The following is an 18,265-nucleotide window of genomic DNA, read 5'->3' as shown; positions in this document are numbered from 1 at the left end:
GGCGCAAGCCCCTGCTTGTCCGGCCGGCCATCCCGACAGGGAGGAGAAAGGAAACCGGCCTGAACGGTCCTTACAGGCCGTTCTTCTTCAGGACGTCACCAGCATTTTCCGAAGTGATCGCCTCGGTGCCCATGACAACCGATTTTGGAACTTCTTCACCTTTCAGATGCTTCAGTGCCTGACGCAGGCCTTCTGCACCGGGGGTCGGGTACAGGAAGGTGGCCGACAGCTCGCCATTGGCAACCCAAGTCACGCCTTCGCCCGGAAGCGCGTCAACACCAATGAAGATGATGTCATCGGCACGGCCTGCGTCTTTGGCTGCCAGATATGCACCATAGGCCATCGGGTCGTTGTGGCCGTACACCATTGTGATGTCTTCATAGTTACGGAGGGCGGTCGACATGATGTCATAGGCCTGATCCTGCTTCCAGTCGCCCGACTGTTGATCCAGCAGGAAGGTAACGCCTTCTTCGCCCTCAAAGGCTTCGTGGAACCCGTTGGCGCGGTCGTGCGCGGCTTGCGTGCCCAGACCCCCCCAGATTTCTACGATAGTGCCTTTTGCAGCGCCCGCGCCACCCAGCTGGTCCAACGCGAACTTGCCTGCCTCGCGGCCGATCAGTTCGTTGTCGCCGCCAACCCACTGAACGAATTTGTCGGTGTCGACGTTACGGTCCAGAACAAAGACGGGGATGCCCGCGTCAGTGGCTTGTTCGACCACACCGGTCAGACCGGCGGATTCTTTCGGCGAGATCAGGATCGCGTCAACTTCCTGACGGATAAAGTTTTCGACGTCGGCAACCTGCTTTTCGGTGCGGTCGTTTGCGTCGGCGATGATCAGCTCGACATTGTCGTGTAGGTCGGCCTCGGCGCGCAGGTCTTTGTTGAACTGGACACGCCAGGGTTCAACCGTTGTCACCTGCGAGAAACCGATCACATAGTTGTCAGCCGCCAGTACCATCGAGGCCGAAAACGAAGTTGCGAGCGCGGTGGCAGCCATCAGGCTCTTGCCAAATGTTCTTCTTTTCATAGTCTACTCCTTAGTCATGATGCGGGTTACTCCAATGTTCCCGCGTTCTGATTGCTCTGACCTTGGTCCGCCAAGATTCGAGGTCAGAGCCTCCTCCCTCTGCCCAGGCGCTCTTTCGCCATGACAAAGATCTCTTCAAATCGCCCTTCCTGAAGCAGGACGGCGACCACGATGATGATGCCCTTCAGCACCAGCTGCGTGTTACTGTCGATGTTGTTCAATTGCAGGATGTTGCTGAGGAAGCCAAAGATCAGGACCCCAACGAATGTTCCCATGATTGCGCCGCGTCCACCCATCAGACTGGTGCCGCCTATGACCACGGCCGCAATCGCGTCCAGCTCCAAGCCAAGACCGGCATCCGGTTTGCCCTGGCGGAACTGCGCCACATACAACACCCCAGCCAGCGCGGACAAACCGCCCGCCAGCGCATAGGTGATGATCTTGTTGCGGCCCACATTGATGCCAGCCAGACGCGCGGCCTCTTCATTGCCGCCGATAGCCATCAGATAGCTGCCGAAGGTGGTGAAACGGGTGATCAGGAAAAAGATCAGCAGGACGGCAAGGAAGAACAGGCCCGGCACGGGTAGAACACCCCACAGCAATTGACGCAGCACTTCGAAATTCTCGGTCGCGTTGCTGCCGGTGTAGACCGGATAGACAGCGGTATCCTGCCCGGCAATCACACGCGCCAGACCCAGCGCACCCACCATCATTGCAAGCGTCACGATAAAGGGTTGCAGGCGGCCATAGACGATCAAGGCGCCATTTACTGTCCCCATCACGGCCCCAATGCAGGGCACTACAATCAGCACAGCCAGGACGCCAAACTTGGGCATCACCTGACCGGCCAGCCAAACCATCACACCGATGGCAATTGCAGCGGCAACAAGACGGCTTAGCATCCGTGACGGCGCGCTTGTGGTGGCCGCTGTGTCCGAGGTGCGGTTCAGGTTGCTTTGCACGAAATAAATCAGGGCGGCGATGGCTACAAACAGGACGATCCCGGTGGCAGGCACGCCAAAATAGCTTGCCGCGGTCCATCCTTCTTGCGTCAGCAACATCGCACATATCACGGTACCCAGCGCCATGACGGACCCGACAGACAGGTCGATACCAGCGATAAAAATCACCATCGTCATGCCGACCGCCACAATGCCCGTGACCGAGACCTGACGCAGGATGTCTGTCAGGTTGCCCAGCGACAGAAAGATGTTGTTGCCCTTGGACGAAACCGGTGAGGTCAACGCCCCGAACAGGATCAGAGCAACCAAACCCCAGTAGAGTTTTGTCTTGTTCAGCAGCCGCATGAACACCGCCCCCGAGGTGCGGGTTTGTTCTAAGGTTGGGCTATTGGGTTCCATAACAGTCATGTCTTTTCTCGATTAAGGATCAAGCGCTTAGCGGAATTGCATCGCAAGTGCTTTGATTGAATCCACGGTCATTTCGTCGCGCGAAAGCTCTCCGGCCATCTGGCCCTCACACAGCACGATCATGCGGTCGCAGACAGCCATGAACTCGGATAGTTCCGAGCTTGCGAACAAGACCGAAATGCCTTGATCTGCCAGCCGTCCAACCAGATCGTAAATCTCGTCCTTGGCACCAATGTCGATGCCACGGGTAGGCTCATCCAGCAGCAGAACACGCGGTTGTGTCGCCAACCATTTGCCCAAAACGACCTTTTGTTGGTTGCCCCCACTCAGCTTTCCGACCGGGTGATCCGGCCCTGTGGCCGCCACTTTCAGTGTTTCGATCGCCTTCAACGCCTGTTTGCGCTGCTCGACGTCCGAGTACCGCCCAAATCGCGATTGCAAAGGCATCAGCGGCAGTGCCACATTCGATGAAATTGACCGTTCGAGCAACAGCCCGTTCCCCTTGCGGTCCTCGGTGATCAGCGCCAGCCCGTTGCGAACCCCGTCTTGCGGTTTAACCGGGCGCAGCGGTTTGCCTTCCAGCGTGATCTGCCCGTGATAGTTCCCGCCGCGCGCGCCGAACAGTGTTTCCAGAAGCTCGGTGCGACCGGCTCCTAGCAGGCCACCAATGCCCAGCACTTCTCCGCGTTTGAGGTCGAACGACACATCTTCCAAAACTTTGCGGTTACCGGTCCAGGCCGACAGGTTCGCGACCTGCAGAACCACTTCGTCTTGCGCCGGGTTCTGGCGTTCAACGGGGTTAATCTCAACCGTGCGGCCAACCATCATTCGGATTAGTTCGGCGGATGTTGTCTCGGATGCCAGACGCGTTCCGATCAAGTCACCATCGCGCAGAACCGTGACCCGATCCGAGATTTCGAACACCTCATCCATCCGGTGAGAGATATAGACGACCGCGACGCCCTGCAGCGCCAGATCGCGCACGACTTCCATCAGAATATCGGCTTCAGCCTGCGACAGGGCCGAGGTCGGCTCATCCATGATCAGCAATCGCGCATTCATCAGCAGTGCGCGTGCGATCTCAACCAGTTGTTGTTCTCCGACACGCAGGTCCTTGACCGAGGTGTCGATATCCAGCGTGAATCCGAACCGCGATAGGGCCTGCCGTGCCTTCTGCCTCAGAGCTTTGCGGTCGATGAAGGTGCCGAATTTTCGCGGCTCATGCCCCAGTAAAACATTTTCGGCCACCGTCATTTCGGGGATCAGGCTCAGCTCCTGATGCATGATGACGATACCGTGCTGTTCCGCATCGCGCGGCGAGTCGAACGTGACGGTTTCCCCGTCAATCTGGAACGTTCCGAATGTCGGCTTCTGTACGCCGCTGATGATCTTAACCAGCGTGCTTTTCCCGGCACCATTCTCACCCATGAGAGTGTGGATTTCACCGCCGTCAAAAACCAGATCGACGTCTCGAAGAACAGATACACCGGAAAACGACATACCAATCCCGCTGAGGGACACGGTAATCTGACTTTCAGTTCCTTGTTGCGCCCGAAGCGCCGACTCTTGCTTCGCCATCACAGCGCCTCCCTTCGCCGATCTTAACGATTCACCGCAAAACGGTTTCATATACAAAACCACAGGCTTCAACAAAACGTCAAGAAGTATTTTGGACGGCGCTTCAAGCAGCGAATTATCGGTGTTGTCGTACCGGTTTTGACTCAGTGTGGACGCTGGTTGTCTGCAGTCGGCGTTTAGTATAAGTATAAGAAACAGATATATAAATTTACTGTTTAGGCAAAAAATCCTGCTGCGCATTTTCGCATCCTAGGTCCGCATTGGTCAGATAGTTGCCCGAAGCGGTGCTGCTCAGGTGATCCAGAATAGAAACCGTTTCACCAGTAAAGATAGGGTCGGGTTTTAGAAGAAGGATGAGCCCCGCTACGATGCCACAGGTGGCCTATCTTCATCCATCCGTCGGGAACGTCTAGGACAAAGGCTTTGGTTGCTCGATCCCAATCGAAATGGTTAGGCAGAAATTCTTAAACAACACCTTAGAGGACAACCTTCCGCGGGCGCAATCTGCCGAGCGTTTTCATAAGATGTTCTTGCGTAGCACTGTGGCGAGTTCGGAATTGCTCGCAATCAGGGACCCAGTCGCCAGAATGTCGGTGTTTGGCCAAAGGGGTTGAACCAATCCTCCGGCCTCGCGGACCAGTAGCAGCCCGGCGGCGATATCCCAAGCGCCAAGGTTGCGTTCCCAATAGCCCTCAACGCGGCCTGCGGCGACATAAGCCAGATCAAGCGCCGCCGCGCCGCCGCGTCTGATCCCGGCGCAGCTTGGCATCAGCCGTTCGATATCCGCCAATGCAGCTTTCAGATACGTGACCCGCGCGCCCGCCGGGACCCCGGTGGCAAAAAGTGCATTTTGTAGGTCGCCCTCGTCACTGACCCAAATGCGTCCGCCGTTCAGATAGGCCCCGGTCCCACGTTCGGCAGAAAATACCTCGTTCTTTATTGGGTCGCACACAAGGGCGGCGACGATTTCGTCTTTGTCGCACAGCGCGATTGAGATAGCCCAATGCGGAATGCCCTTCACGAAGTTCGTCGTGCCGTCCAATGGATCAACAACCCAGTGCAAGTCGGTTCCTTGACCGAGGCGGCTGCCCGTTTCCTCGCCCAGCCAGCCGTAGTTCGGGTAGGCACTGGTCAGCTTCCGGGCGATCTGTGCTTCGGCCTCGCGGTCGGCCTGTGAGACGAAATCGCCCTTAGTCTTTTGTTCGACCTGCAGCGCGTCGCGGTTTGCAAAGGCTTGCTGCAAGCCGGCCGTGGCGCTTAATGCGGCGTCGGCCATAGCCGTCAAATGGTGCGACGCGTTTGACGGAAGCCAGTGTTGTATGTCCAGCACCATGGTCAATCCTGGGCAAACCTGATCCGATGGCAAAGCGTTGATGAGGCGTCCAAAATCGCCTCATAGCTTTGTGGCAGATCGTCAAATTCCGTCTCACCCGAGATGAGAGCATCCAGAACCGGGTCTGCAAGTAGGTCGATGGCTTTACGCAGCCGTTTTCCATAGGTCCAGCGTGCGGCCATATGGGCCGGAATACGCCCGACCTGACTGCTGATTATCCGCAGGCGTTTGCGATGAAAGGCGCCCCCCAGTGGCACGGTGGTGGGTTGGGTGCCGTACCAGCTGGCTTCGATGATGGTGGCTTCGACCCCGGCTGCGGCGATTGCGGTCGCCAGCCCCGCAGATGAGGCCGAGCTATGGATCACCACATCGGAATTCTGCGGTACCTGATCGGGGTGCGCAAAGTCGCAACCCAACTGCTGCGCAATTGTGGCTCTGTCGGGGTTGGTGTCGACAAGGCAGACCTCGGTTCCGGGCATGCGGGCGAAGAGATACCCCGTCAGGGCGCCGACTACCCCAGCCCCGACGATGGTGACGCGGCTACCGGCACCGAGCTCCGCGTCCCACAGAATGTTCAGTGCGGTTTCCATGTTGGCGGCAAGCACGGCACGGGCGGGAGGGACCGATGGGGTGATTGGGATGGCCGCAGATGATGGCACGCTGAACTGCGTTTGGTGCGGATGCAGGGCAAAAACGAGCTGTCCTGCCCGAGGGCCGGACTGAATGGTTCCGACGGCGGCATAGCCGTATTTGACAGGGAATTCGAAACTGCCTTCCTGAAAAGGGGCGCGCATCGTGTCGAACTCGGCCTTAGGAACCTGCCCGCGAAACACCAAACGCTCGGTCCCGCGACTTATGCCGGAATATAGCGTCTTGATCCGTACGCCGTCAGGACTGTCGCCAAGGACCGTGTCCAAAAGCGTGGGTTTTCCGGCTTGGGTGATCCACAACGCGCGGGCCGTTTGGTCTGAATTGACTTTCATGGCGTGCCTTTGATCTTCGAGTTTGTGTCGGGAGCAGCTGTCAGTTTGTGTGGACGGCGGCCCGACAGGGCAGGGGGTATGGCTTGATCTGCGCAGAGGCGGGTTCAAATGTGCAATCGAACAGCACATCCGAGCCCAGCCCATAGACATCCGTCCGGGGCCGCAGCGCCTGAGATAGACGCTCGACTGGAGAGGTGGTCAGGCCCTGTGGCCCGGCGCCGATCAGCAAGGGTGCGACGGCGACATGTAGGTGGGTCAACAGATTTGCCTCAAGGAATTTGGCGATGGTGATGCCACCGCCTTCGATCAGGATGCGGTTCAATCCCCGCTGCTGCAAGGCATTCAGGATTTGTGCGGGTGAAATCCAATGGGTGCACGGCAGTGTAATCACCTCGACATGGTCGGGACGGGCTTTGTCGACGGACTGGATGACAATGCAATGCGCTGACCTGTCTTGCATCAACCCGATATCGTCCGGCATGCGCCCGTTTGGATCGATGATCACGCGGACGGGGTTCTCACCTTCGACCATGCGCACGGTCAGACGAGGATTGTCGTGCAGCGCCGTCTTGACCCCGATCACAACCGCATCGGACAGCGCCCGCAGACGGTGCAGATGGACAAGGCCATCCTTGCCCGAGATATCTTTGGCATCGCCCGATACGGTGGCAATGCGCCCATCCAGCGACTGCCCAATCTGACCAATGACCTGGCCACTGGACTTCGGTTGCGCCAGAGCGCCATAGATCGAAAGGGCCTGCTTTTCGCCTTCGCTCCAATCGGGGTCGCATAAGCATCCGTGACCGGCACGGACAGACAAGATACGGTCCCAGACCTTGGGTGTTACGTCAACGTCCTGCATCGTTATCTCCGTATTCCGGCTTGCCGTTGTTCATCTTGGGACCGCCAGATGATCGGTATGGCCGATGAAACCAAGCGTCTGGGACAGTGTCTTTTGTCGGGCGGCGGCCCAATCCTGGGCCTCGTCCTTGCCAACCTCATGCGCGGCCTGTGCAATTCCGGCCAACAGCTTGGCGTGCAGCGTGGTGTCCTCAGCACCAAGGTGCCAGGGGCTTTGGGCCGAACTGACCGCATAGCCATCTGCCGCGCAAACCCTTGCAAAGCGTGATCCGGCTTCGGGGCCAAGTGCTAGTCCCAGCCCCTTGTCGGTTCGCTGGTGCTGGTTAAAGGCTTGGGTGACGCCCTCGTCGTGTGGGTCTGCGGGGGACCAACGCATCACGCCGTCATAGTTGAGCGCCGTGTAAACCGGAATACCGGCCGCGCTGGCCCACTTGACCAGAGCGTCCACCCAGCTTTCGGGCATCAGGTCGAATAGGGCCGAAGCTGTGATCAGTCCGACCCGGTTTAGATCAAGACCGTCGATGCGGCTCAGATCGCATTGCACGCACTGCGCGTTGGGATGCCGCGAGGCCGCGATACGCAACAGGGCCGGATCATTGTCGACAAACCGCCAGTTGAGATCCGAAAATCCGGCATTGGCAAAGGCGCGAGCGGTTGAACCCGTGCCGCTGCCAAGATCAAGGATCGTCATCCCCTCAGCGACACAGCCCGCTGCACGCCGCAGCAGATCCTGATCCCGAGACCGGTGATCGACCGGTTCCCGCAGGCTGAGCCAGTCGGGTTCAAAGCCGATTTCAGAGGTCTGCTTCATACCACCCACGCGCGACATGGCTTTCGTGTAGCTGCACGCGGATACGCTTGAGGCGACCTTTGTCGCCAAGCCCTCTTGTCTTTGCGACATCGCGTAACTGTTCCCAGATATGGTGGCAAAGGAATTCGGTTGTAGTGATCTTGCCTTTGAAGGCAGGCACCTCGTCCAGATTAGTATAGCGCAGCGGGGCCAGCGTCTGGGCCAGGGCCTCGGTGGCCAGGCCGATATCGACGACCAGACCGTTTTCGTCCAGATCGGCGGTGTAAAAAGCGGCATCCACGACAAATGTGGCCCCATGCATCCCCTGAGTGGGGCCAAACACGGGCGAGGGCAAGGAATGTGCGATCATCACGTGGTCGCGGACTTCAACAGCAAACATGAGCTTTCCAATTCATAGCATCTGCATGGTGTAAATGAGGGCGCAGGTCATGACGCAAACCTTTCGATTACTTTGGCGAACTGGTTTGCGGTGTCCTGCCAGGTTGGCAAACTTGCGGCCCGCAAAGCCGAGGCGCGGGCCATGTGCGCAAGATGGTCGGGGTTCTGCAACAGCGCTCGCAGCTTGTGGGCAAAAGCCTCGGGTTGGTCCGGGGGGACCAACTCTGCCGCATCACCGGTGGTATCCGGGACCGCGCCGACTGCGCATGAGACGACGGGCAGGCCGCGCAGCATCGCCTCGCTCAGGACCATGCCATAGCCTTCGTACCGGGTGGCCAGAGCAAAGAGACTGGCGCGCTGATAGGCCGCCTGGATGGCTGTGCCATCTACTTCACCCACAAGCGTCACGCGGTCTTTCAGACCCGCCGTTTTGATCTGTGCCTGGAGCGCGGCAGCATAGGCGGGGTCTTGCGGCCGACCTATGATTTCGGCTTGCCACGGGATGTCCGATATCTGCTCCAACGCGCGGATCAGCACGTCATGCCCCTTGCGTTCGACCAGTAGACCAACGCTGAGGATAAGCGGGGGGTCAACCGGCGCTGAAACGGCGCGAGGACGTTCAAATCCGGGCGCAGCCACGGTGATCTTGTCGGCAGGCACCCCGAAATCGGATCGGAGCGTCCGTCCGATATGGGCGCTGGTCACGATGATATGCGCGACCTGTTCCAAAACTGCGGCCTCATTGCGGATTAGCTCGGCCGCTTTGGTCGGATCAGTGCCGGTTTCAAGACCAAGCGGATGGTGCACCAGTGCAATGACAGGCGCAGCAAGCGCGGCAATCTCGTCAGGCGGCATCGCGCCAAGGGCCAAACCGTCAATTATAACCGGGTCCGAGGCGGGTACGGCGTTCAACGCCCGCACAGCTCGGGACATGTCCTGCGGCGGGGCGTCGGGAAAGCTGCCGGGCAGTTCCAGATGCGTTGTCGCGCAGCCGCTTTTATTCAGCAGGTCCAAAACCGTGGCGTCATATATATAGCCGCCAGTGCGCTGGTCTTTGTCGTCGGGTATTGCAAAAACAGCACTCATCATACGTTTTCCAATGGTTTACGCTTATGGGCATGGTCGGTTGAAAGAAAAAGAAAGCCAATCGCAGGTAGGGCGGCCAGCAACATGACAGCGCCATAGCAAATGCCCATCGCTATCCCGGCCTCGGGCGTGGCACCAGCCAGCGGGAACAACGCCGCCGCGGCACCTTCGCGCCAGCCCCATCCGGCGATGGACAGCGGGACAATCATGGCGCACAAGACCAAGGGCAGGATGGTATAGCAGGCCTCTGGCGGCAAGGACGTACCGGTGGCACGGGCGCAGGCGTACAGTCCCAGTATCAGCAAAACCGCCGCGAAAACCGCATGCGCCGTGATATCACGCCGGGACAGCAGCCCCAGGAAAAACCGGGTGAAACCCGCCGTCATCCTGACCTTTGCAAGCCAGATCACCAGACCCGCCGCAACGGCCAGAGCGGCGGCTATCAGCCAGCCGGTCGCCGTAGGCCATGCGATCCCACCCGGTATCAACAGAGCCCAGAATAGACCGCCAAACACAATCGCCAGCAGCGCGGCCTGACCCAAAAGACGCTCGGCCAGCACCGATTGGGTTGCGTTTTTCAGGTCGCCGTAGTGTCGGGTGCGAATGGCGCGGCTGACATCTCCGACGACGCCACCGGGCAGGGCGGAGTTGGCAAGCAGGGACAGATAGTATTCTCGCACCGCGCCGAAATAGGACAGCTCAAGCCCAAGTGCGCCTGCGGTCAGTTGCCAGCGCCGTGCCATCGACAGCGTGCTGCATGTCAGGGCCACGAACGCGACCAAAACCCAGTATAGGTCGGTCTCACGGAGCCGCGCCCAGACATCGCCAGCCGCGCTGAACCAAAGAAGGCCGCCCAACAGCGCCAATGATCCCAGTATGCGCCCCATACGTCCCATCATGGCGCGGCCTTCGCCAATGGCTCGAAGGACGAGAATGTGCTCAGAAAGTCATCGCGGAATCGATCCATCCGCCGTACCGGCGTGTCAGGCGCGGGCAAAAGCCCGTCGCTCAGCCCCCAATGGGCGAGATGCGACACCACCTCGGACGGGCCAATGACATGAAAGGGGACATCGCGGTTGTCGCTACCTGCCACAAATCCTGCGGCCTGATGATCTCCTGCAACAATGATCAAAGGCGCCTGCGCGCCCAGATTGGCCACGTGGGCAAACGCGGCTTGCAAGCTGTAATCGACCGACCGCCGATAGGCGTCCCGCACGGCGTCTCGGTCCTTCCACAACTCGCGGGGGGCGGGGCCTTGCTGGGCCATTTGTTCAAAAACCGAACCGTCTCCGATCTCCTCCCAAGGGATCATCCGGGGAACCGGGGTCCATGGTGCATGCGACGAGATCAATGCCACCTGTACAAAGCGCGGCTGCGCGGATTGGGGTAGTAGGTCCGGGTAGGCAGCAAGCGTGAATTGATCGGGCATCGTGACCCAATTGAACCGTTTGCCCTGGTAGGGTATGTCTGCGGCGGCAAACACGTGGTCAAAGCCCATGGCGCTGCTTTCCGGCCAGGCAAGCGTGATGGCGGGCATGATGGCTGCCGTCTGGTACCCAGCCCTTTGCGCATAATGGAACAGCCATTTTCGACCGCTGGCGATCATCGCGTTGTATCGCCCGTTATCCGAGGTCCACAGCCCCGTTGCCAGCGTCCCATGCGCCAGCCAGCTTTCGCCGCCCGCCGTCGGAGAGGTCAGCCAGCCACTGCGCATGGACATGCCGGTTTCCCGGATCGCGGTCTCGGCGCTCCGCAGGGTTTGCTGATGCGTTTGTGCATAAAGCGGGTTGTCGAAACTGGCGCGCCCATAGCTTTCGATCCAGATCAGCAGCACATCGCGGCCTTCCAGCTTGTCAAGCAAGCCCTGGGCCTGAAGCATCGGGTCAGACTGCGCTTTGCGGCGGAATTGGGCAAGATCGGCGGCAGTCGCCTGCATCTCGGCCCCGCGCTTGTAGATCAGGCGAGAAGTCCAGGCCGTACCTGGCGGGCTGGCTTCGAACCGCCACTGGTCAAGGTGGTGACCCACATCCGCAACGGCCCATGTACCGGCCATCAGCACACCTGCCGCCGCCACCCCTCGCATCCAGTTCTGCGTGGGCAGATCGGCCCAGGCTTTCAACGCGAACCGAAGCAGGACAAACAAAAGTGCTAGGGCTGCGCTGCCCAGCAACACCAACACAAGCGTCAGCGGCAGGCCCAAGCTGGTTGTCAAAAGGCCGAACCCGGCGTTGATCAGGAACAAATCGACGATGGGGTTGAACGTCCGGTTATAGGCGATGAACGTGCCATAGTCGGCAATTTTGACCAGCGTTGAGACCACCAGCAACAGCGCAATCACCGTCGCCAGTCCGCGCAACCGGCCAAGGGCGACCATCAGCGCAACGATCACAGGCAATTCCAACGGCCAGCGATTCAACGCGGACCACGTCATCGTACCGGGATGGTTGGGCAGGACCAGTACGCAAAAGATCAGGCCGGTTCCGAGGCTGAGTGTCAGGACCTGCTTCATTTCGATTGGCGCAACAGCCAGTGAATATCGGCCCCGAAAGAATAGCTGAGCGCCAAGGACGCCGTTAGTGACAGCGGCGCCAGCACAGCGGCAGGGGTCAGCGGGAAGACCAGCAATAGCAACGCCGCAATCTGGACCACGCAGACTGCTTTGCGGCGAAACGAAGGGGGCAGGTTCCCGCGCAGTTGAGGCCAAACCCACCCGGCCGCAACAAAAGCGTAACGCGCGAACCCCAAAATCAGCACATAGGCCTGCGCGGTCCCCGACAACATCACCCAAAGCGCAAGGACCGCCCCCAGCGCGGCGTCCGTTTCCATGTCGAACCGCGCGCCAAAGTCGGATTGCAGACCGGATCTGCGGGCAAACCACCCATCCAACCCATCCAGAGCAAAGGCAAACGCACCAACCGCAAAGACTAGCCAGCCAGAGACCTCGGTCGTGAAGAACAGGGTGCCGAACAGAAATGCAACCAAGGCGGCGCGTAGCAGCGTTGTTGTGTTGCACAGCCCCAGCACGCTGTGCGGATAGCGGCTGACCAACCCCGCACCAGACAGGACCGTCGCGACCAGAAACGCGGACAATGCCCAGAACACCGAGGGCAGGGCCATAGACGCTGCCAGAGCCAACCCTGCGCCCATCACCACTGCCTGCCCGGCAAATACAGACACAGGCGAGAACGCTTGGGAATGGGTCACCGGGCCCAGGGGCCGATGCGCTTTCATGGTAGTTTCTTCGGGTCGTCTGTTACCATCATACTCAAATTAGTGCGTAATTCCGCTTTGGCTAATGTGATAACACTTGAAACGCCATTTTATTCACCAGATTTTTCGATTAGGACCTCGGCCTTCAAGGGCAGGTGGTCCGAGGCACTGCGAAGGGCCCGCGATGTGCAGACCTGCATGTCCCGGACGGCGCCTTCGCGATCCGTCAAAATCCGGTCCAGGGGCAATAGTGGGCGTTTGGCTGGAAAAGTTGCCCGTACCGGCCCGCTCAGCGACCTCCCGATAAGACGGTGCTGAAACATCGCCCCTCCCCAGGGCCGCCATTCATTCAGATCCCCCAGCAGTATGTTTTGCATCTCGGGGCGGCGACGCAGGTATTGACCGACGATCCGCATCTGAATGACGCGCAAAGGCTGGAACAGGGACAAATGTGTCGAAATAACACGAACGGGAATGCCGTCACACACGGCCTCGATGACAACCGCGCCGCGATAGCAATGGCCGGGCAGGTCCAGTACATCACTGTGCGTGACGTTGAAGCGCGGATGCAGAAACAGAATGGTCCCCAGAAACCCATCACTGTCACGACCCCAACGCATGCCGGGCGCGTCATGCTGATAGGCAAGCCCGGTCTCGGCCGATATCCGGTTCATGTCAAGAAGACCTGCATGCGGCCTGCACTCTTCATCCGCCTCTTGCAGGGCAAAGATATCGGGAGCTAGGGGGGCAAGGTCTGATGTAACGGCCCCGTGGATGCGCGAAGGATCGACAAGGCCGTCATGCCCGCGAGCGCGGTGAATGTTCCAGGTGACGCAAATCAATCGGGTAGCGTACATTTGATGTTCTTTGTCGATGCGGAATGCGTACTATGTACAGGTAAGTCTTGCACCCTAACTCGACAATTTGACGAGGGCCACCGATGCGCCACCTAGCCTTAAGCTTTCTGATCGCCACCACCCCAGTCGCAGCCGCTGCTGAGATGGCCCGGTATGAGCTCGACCCCGATCACACAACGGTTTACTTTACGGTCGAGCATATCGGTTTCGCAAAAACGCTGGGCATCTTTGGTGAGGTTCGGGGCAGCTTTGACTATGACACTGACACGCAGGAACTTGCGAATGTGCGAGTCGTGATCGCGTCCGACAGCGTCAACACCTTCCACGACGCGCGGGATGGGCACGTAAAGGCAAAAGATTTTCTTCATGTGTCCGAGTTTCCGGAAATCACCTTCAACGCCATGGCGGGTCAACCGGCCTCGGCGGATGCGGGTACCGTGACCGGAGACCTAACGATTTTAGGGATCACACAACCGGTGACGCTGAACGTAAAACTCAACAAAGCCGATACGTATCCGTTCGGGCACAAACGTATGGTTCTTGGCCTGTCTATCGACACATCGGTCCAACGCAGCGAGTTTGGGATGGCCTATGGCGTAGGAAACGGTCTGGTTGGCGATCAGGTGGATATCAACATCGAAACCGAAGCGATGCGGGTCGAATAACCGGTTCGCTTTTGTCTGAAACAACTTTGGCTTCGACATGTAAGGCACCGACCAGCAATCGTTGCAAGCCATCAGAATCCGACTGTCAAAGTTTTCGCGAACGTCCTGGGCTCACACTAGGTCATCATCACCGCGTCGCAAGAAAGCGGCGCACTTATAAGCGTTGTCGTCAAATCAGAACGCAATTAGCCGGCTCAATCCAGCCTAGAAATGCAATTGCCAGTGGGCAAAAAGGAGTATTCGATAGGCATCCAGAGCCCACTGGCAAGGTCGAGCGGAAAAAACACCTTGGTGCTAGTCTTTCTGCAACTGGCCCTTGCCAATGAAGCACAGGGAACTTCAAACACTTACTCTAAAAGTTTGTGAGAATACCCGATTGTCTTTGAGGATTGGAAACCTTCCACCCAATCAACGGTAAAGGCATAATCATCCTCTGTCAGGGGCTTGTGGCACGCCATGCAGGGCGCTTCATTTACGCCGTTTTTGTTGCTGCCATCAGCTTCGAACACGGAATACCGCCAGTTGTCATTTCGATAGATATCGGGCACGCCATCACCCCACCCGGTTCGTTTTTCCATCGCGGTGTATAACTTGCGTTCACCAGCGATAAGACGGCCTTCGGCATCTTTGAGCAGATTGCCATCGGCGTCCTTCTTGGCGTCGAATACTTCCACAAGGAAATAGGCTCCGGGTTCAAAAGGCCCTCCATCCGCCACTCCGGCAAGTGCAATGTTGTTACCGCTGAAAAACCGCACTTGCTTACGATCGTCATAGTCTTTGCGATGATATCGGGTGAAAGTTGTTTCGTAGTCCTCTGGCAGCTTCAAGAGTGAACCGTCCAAACCAGTTTCATTATTCGCGACCGCGCCGGCTTCACCTCCGGGCAGACTGGCAAAATAATTAGCCAGGTTCTCGATATCCGATTCTGTCAGGTTTGCGGCAATTGCATTCATCAGATCGTTCTTCCTCGTCCCTGATTTGAATGCCTTCAATTGCGCCCTGATATAACCTTCTTTTTGACCTGCGAGGTTTGGAAAATTATCTGCGGTGCTGATCCCGGCATTGCCATGACAGGCGGCGCATTGACCAGCTGTCTCACCACCAGCCTGTAGATCGCCTGCATGCACTGCAATACCCATTGAAGCGCTGAATACGGCGGCGCCTAGAAGAGCTTGAGTCAAAGAGTTCATGAGGTGTCCTTTCACTGGCTAACAACATTCCAAAGACCGATAAAAACCCGTCTGTAGTTCGAGGCAACAATAGGCCCGTGGCAGAGGCCCGCAATGGATGTCGGGATCACAACTTTGCACGAAATCAAGAGATCGGCTCGGCGGGTTTGCCTCTTGGTGAACCTGCTATCCTGTTCCGCTGTTTCGTTTTGCTACTTGCGCCTGACCATCTCGGTCGGGATAGGAGAGCCAAACTCCTTCTACGTGTTTCCTTTCATTATTGGCGCGATCCTTAAAGCGTTCAAAAAATAACCAGGTTGCACTTTTTTTAACTTTTTTGTTGCCGAAACCGGTTTCGGAACGAACAAATAGCTTCAATGACTGCGAATCTTTCATATCCACCGCGTGAGCAATCCGGTCCAGCAACCGTCTCGGGCCGGGTAAAATTGGACGAATTGGCTGCGCATCTGGGCTTGTCCAAAAGCACTGTTTCACGCGCACTCAACGGGTATCCGGATATCTCTTCGACGACGCGCGCACGTGTTGAAAAAGCGGCTCGGGTATTGGGATACCGCCCGCTCAGCCATGCGCAGGCGATCCGAACCGGGCAAGTTCGTGCGATAGCGATGGTTATCAACAGCGAGGAACCGGATCAGCACAATCCCTTCTTGCAGGACTTTCTGGCCGGAGCCTGCGAAGCAGCAAGCTGCCTGGATTGGACAATGACGATTTCCACGGCGACCTCCGAGAAAGACACACTAAAAGTTCTTAGCCGCCTCTACGAAGAACGGAAAGCCGATGGGTTTATTCTACCGCGGACAGCGGTGAAGGATGCACGTATCGGCCTGCTGCGCAGTCTTGGGGTGCCTCATATCCTGTATGGTCGCACCGGCTATGGACAACCGAACGATTGGGACGAGACTTCGTGGTTCGACATTGCCGGGGAAAGCGCGATGCGCAATGCCGTTTTGCGGCTGAGCAATTTGGGGCATACACGCATAGGCTTTGTCGGGAGCGATCCCAAGTTCAACTACGCGCATCTACGCCGTGACGGTTATGCCGAGGGTCTGCACGCTGCTGGTCTGCCATTGGATCCGGATCTGATCCAGGAGGGTGCGCGCACGCGCGAAGATGGCGCAGCGCAGGGACGAGTACTGATGGCCTTGGATCAACCTCCAACAGCGATTGTCTTCGCGACCGATCTGGCCGCACTGGGGTTCTGCGCGGATGCGCAGGATCAGGGGCTCGAGATAGGGCGCGACATCTCGGTGATTGGCTATGACGGCATTCCGGAATGCCGTTACGCGCGGCCTGCACTGACCACATTTTCCGTCGATTCCCGCGCGGCCGGTGTACGGCTGGCGACATTACTGATCCGACAAATCCGCGGCGAAGCGGCTGCAGGCTTGCGAGAACTGGTCGAGGCCACTCTGATCGAAGGTGGCTCTGACGGGCCACCAAAACTGACGTCACACGAATTGGCGCAGAAACTAAACCATCTGACGTGAACACAACCGGGGAGGACACCGATGAAACTAACACCCAAAGCTGCGAAGCTGATGCTTGGCTCGTCACTTGCGCTGGCGCTGACAGCGCTATCAGTGCAGGCCGACACAATCCGTTTTTGGACAACTGAAGAGCAGCCCGAACGTCTGGCCAAACAGCAAGAGATGGCGGACCAGTTCAAAGTCGAAACCGGCACCACAGTTGAGGTGATCCCGGTCACCGAAAGCGATCTGGGAACGCGCGCGACTGCCGCTTTTGCTGCTGGCGACCTGCCGGATGTTGTCTATCACACGCTGCAATACGCGTTGCCCTGGGCCGAGGCTGGCATTCTGGACACCGAAGCCGCGACCGAAGTGATCGAAGAACTGGGCGCAGACACTTTTGCACCCGGTGCTTTGGCGATGGCTGCGTTCAACGGCGAAACCGCCTCGGTTCCAGTCGATGGCTGGACGCAGATGGTCGTTTACCGCAAGGACCTGTTCGACGAGGCGGGTTTGGAGGCCCCTGACAGCTTTGCGGATATTCAGGCCGCATTGGAAGCCTTGCACAACCCGCCGGAAATGTACGGGTTTGTCTCAGCCACCAAGGTGGACGAAAACTTCATGAGCCAGGTGCTGGAGCACGTGTTCCTCGCCAATGGCGTCAGTCCCGTTGGCCCTGATGGGTTCCAACCGCTGGACGAAGCCAAGACCACCGAAGTTTTGGATTTCTACAAAGCAATCTCCAAAGCGTCACCTCCGGGTGAGCTTTTCTGGAAACAATCGCGCGAACTGTATTTTGACGGCAAGGCCGCGATGATCATCTGGTCGCCATTCATACTGGACGAACTGGCCGGTCTGCGTGACAGCGCCCCGCCAACGATCAACGACGACCCGACCTCGCGCGATCTGGCCGGCAAGACCGGCATCGTGACCAAACTGTCGGGTCCGTCGAACCCTGATGGCGCGGCTTGGGGGGATGTGCGGTACTTTGGAATCACCAATGATGCCGATACCGATGCAGCGATGGAGTTCGTGAAATACGCCATGGACGAAGGTTACACCCAGACGCTGGCCATCGCGCCGGAAGGCAAGTTCCCGGTTCGCCGTGGCAATGCCGACAACCCAACCGCGTTCTCAGAAGCCTGGGCAGAGCTACCTGTTGGTGTCGATCGTAAGGCCCCGCTGGGTGATCTGTACGAACAATCCATGATCGACGAAATCGTTGGCGGCCTGGATGTGGCACAGCGCTGGGGTGTGGCTGAAGGCCAACTGGCGTTGGCATCGAAGATGATCAACAGCCAGGCCATAAACCGCGTCGTGCGCCAGTATATCGACGACGAGATCGACGCGGCCGCAGCCATCGCGGCAATGAACGACGAGTTGGGCAAGGTTCAGTAACCACCCCGGCACCTGCAGCGGCGTGCGCGCCGCTGCCCCTAAACCCTTCGAG

Annotated in this window: 18 protein-coding genes; 3 read left to right on the top strand and 15 right to left on the bottom strand. The window is 58.3% G+C overall.

Going from position 1 to position 18,265, the window contains the following annotated elements:
* Positions 1 to 70: 70 nt before the first annotated feature.
* From GOV79_RS07120 to GOV79_RS07060, 13 genes are all read right to left on the bottom strand, one after another.
* The gene (locus tag GOV79_RS07120; RefSeq protein ID WP_170789233.1) at positions 71 to 1,027 is read right to left on the bottom strand and encodes a substrate-binding domain-containing protein; all 957 of its coding nucleotides are present in this window, start codon (positions 1,025 to 1,027) and stop codon (positions 71 to 73) included.
* Between the two features lie 83 nt (positions 1,028 to 1,110).
* Positions 1,111 to 2,397: an ABC transporter permease gene (locus GOV79_RS07115; protein ID WP_214648115.1), complete on the bottom strand. Its 1,287-nt coding sequence runs from the start codon at positions 2,395 to 2,397 to the stop codon at positions 1,111 to 1,113.
* A 27-nt stretch (positions 2,398 to 2,424) separates the two neighbouring features.
* Positions 2,425 to 3,975: a sugar ABC transporter ATP-binding protein gene (locus GOV79_RS07110; protein ID WP_170789232.1), complete on the bottom strand. Its 1,551-nt coding sequence runs from the start codon at positions 3,973 to 3,975 to the stop codon at positions 2,425 to 2,427.
* A 517-nt stretch (positions 3,976 to 4,492) separates the two neighbouring features.
* The gene (locus GOV79_RS07105) at positions 4,493 to 5,308 is read right to left on the bottom strand and encodes an inositol monophosphatase family protein (RefSeq protein WP_237217963.1); all 816 of its coding nucleotides are present in this window, start codon (positions 5,306 to 5,308) and stop codon (positions 4,493 to 4,495) included.
* Between the two features lie 2 nt (positions 5,309 to 5,310).
* Positions 5,311 to 6,291 carry a zinc-dependent alcohol dehydrogenase gene (locus tag GOV79_RS07100; protein ID WP_170789231.1) on the bottom strand — a complete coding sequence of 327 codons (981 nt, stop codon included), beginning with the start codon at positions 6,289 to 6,291 and terminating at the stop codon, positions 5,311 to 5,313.
* Positions 6,292 to 6,331: 40 nt separating this feature from the next.
* Complete coding sequence (locus tag GOV79_RS07095; RefSeq protein ID WP_170772063.1) at positions 6,332 to 7,153, bottom strand: RibD family protein; 822 nt, start codon at positions 7,151 to 7,153, stop codon at positions 6,332 to 6,334.
* 30 nt (positions 7,154 to 7,183) lie between these two features.
* Positions 7,184 to 7,963: a class I SAM-dependent methyltransferase gene (locus GOV79_RS07090; RefSeq protein WP_174839428.1), complete on the bottom strand. Its 780-nt coding sequence runs from the start codon at positions 7,961 to 7,963 to the stop codon at positions 7,184 to 7,186.
* Complete coding sequence (locus tag GOV79_RS07085) at positions 7,947 to 8,342, bottom strand: 6-pyruvoyl trahydropterin synthase family protein (protein ID WP_170789230.1); 396 nt, start codon at positions 8,340 to 8,342, stop codon at positions 7,947 to 7,949. The genes GOV79_RS07090 and GOV79_RS07085 overlap by 17 nt, the downstream gene beginning before the upstream one ends.
* 47 nt (positions 8,343 to 8,389) lie before the next feature.
* Positions 8,390 to 9,427 carry a glycosyltransferase family 4 protein gene (locus GOV79_RS07080; RefSeq protein ID WP_170789229.1) on the bottom strand — a complete coding sequence of 346 codons (1,038 nt, stop codon included), beginning with the start codon at positions 9,425 to 9,427 and terminating at the stop codon, positions 8,390 to 8,392.
* Positions 9,427 to 10,326, bottom strand: a complete 900-nt coding sequence (locus tag GOV79_RS07075; protein ID WP_170789228.1) for a lysylphosphatidylglycerol synthase transmembrane domain-containing protein — start codon at positions 10,324 to 10,326, stop codon at positions 9,427 to 9,429. Before GOV79_RS07075 ends, GOV79_RS07080 begins: the two co-directional genes overlap by 1 nt.
* Positions 10,323 to 11,936, bottom strand: coding sequence for a sulfatase-like hydrolase/transferase (locus GOV79_RS07070; RefSeq protein ID WP_170789227.1), 1,614 nt, complete (start codon positions 11,934 to 11,936; stop codon positions 10,323 to 10,325). Before GOV79_RS07070 ends, GOV79_RS07075 begins: the two co-directional genes overlap by 4 nt.
* Positions 11,933 to 12,658: a CDP-alcohol phosphatidyltransferase family protein gene (locus GOV79_RS07065; protein ID WP_237217962.1), complete on the bottom strand. Its 726-nt coding sequence runs from the start codon at positions 12,656 to 12,658 to the stop codon at positions 11,933 to 11,935. Before GOV79_RS07065 ends, GOV79_RS07070 begins: the two co-directional genes overlap by 4 nt.
* A gap of 89 nt (positions 12,659 to 12,747) precedes the next feature.
* Positions 12,748 to 13,494 (bottom strand): endonuclease/exonuclease/phosphatase family protein, encoded by a 747-nt coding sequence (locus tag GOV79_RS07060; RefSeq protein ID WP_170789226.1) that lies wholly within the window; start codon positions 13,492 to 13,494, stop codon positions 12,748 to 12,750.
* An 83-nt stretch (positions 13,495 to 13,577) separates the two neighbouring features.
* On the opposite strand from GOV79_RS07060, the gene GOV79_RS07055 reads away from it, so the two are divergent.
* The gene (locus GOV79_RS07055; protein ID WP_170789225.1) at positions 13,578 to 14,159 is read left to right on the top strand and encodes a YceI family protein; all 582 of its coding nucleotides are present in this window, start codon (positions 13,578 to 13,580) and stop codon (positions 14,157 to 14,159) included.
* A 347-nt stretch (positions 14,160 to 14,506) separates the two neighbouring features.
* Here the strand turns inward: GOV79_RS07055 and GOV79_RS07050 are convergent, their stop codons facing one another.
* Both GOV79_RS07050 and GOV79_RS07045 read right to left on the bottom strand, forming a co-directional pair.
* The gene (locus GOV79_RS07050) at positions 14,507 to 15,349 is read right to left on the bottom strand and encodes a cytochrome P460 family protein (protein WP_170789224.1); all 843 of its coding nucleotides are present in this window, start codon (positions 15,347 to 15,349) and stop codon (positions 14,507 to 14,509) included.
* Positions 15,350 to 15,514: 165 nt separating this feature from the next.
* Positions 15,515 to 15,724, bottom strand: coding sequence for a hypothetical protein (locus GOV79_RS07045; protein WP_170789223.1), 210 nt, complete (start codon positions 15,722 to 15,724; stop codon positions 15,515 to 15,517).
* On the opposite strand from GOV79_RS07045, the gene GOV79_RS07040 reads away from it, so the two are divergent.
* Complete coding sequence (locus GOV79_RS07040) at positions 15,706 to 16,836, top strand: LacI family DNA-binding transcriptional regulator (protein WP_170789222.1); 1,131 nt, start codon at positions 15,706 to 15,708, stop codon at positions 16,834 to 16,836. The two genes, GOV79_RS07045 and GOV79_RS07040, sit on opposite strands and share 19 nt — an antisense overlap.
* A gap of 21 nt (positions 16,837 to 16,857) precedes the next feature.
* Positions 16,858 to 18,213 (top strand): ABC transporter substrate-binding protein, encoded by a 1,356-nt coding sequence (locus tag GOV79_RS07035; RefSeq protein WP_170789221.1) that lies wholly within the window; start codon positions 16,858 to 16,860, stop codon positions 18,211 to 18,213.
* Positions 18,214 to 18,265 lie beyond the last annotated feature (52 nt).

This window comes from Ruegeria lacuscaerulensis (assembly GCF_013034745.1).
Taxonomy (GTDB): Bacteria; Pseudomonadota; Alphaproteobacteria; order Rhodobacterales; family Rhodobacteraceae; genus Ruegeria; species Ruegeria lacuscaerulensis_B.
The sequence above is the reverse complement of the archived record's forward strand: the minus strand, read 5'-3'. Positions and strand labels throughout refer to the sequence as shown.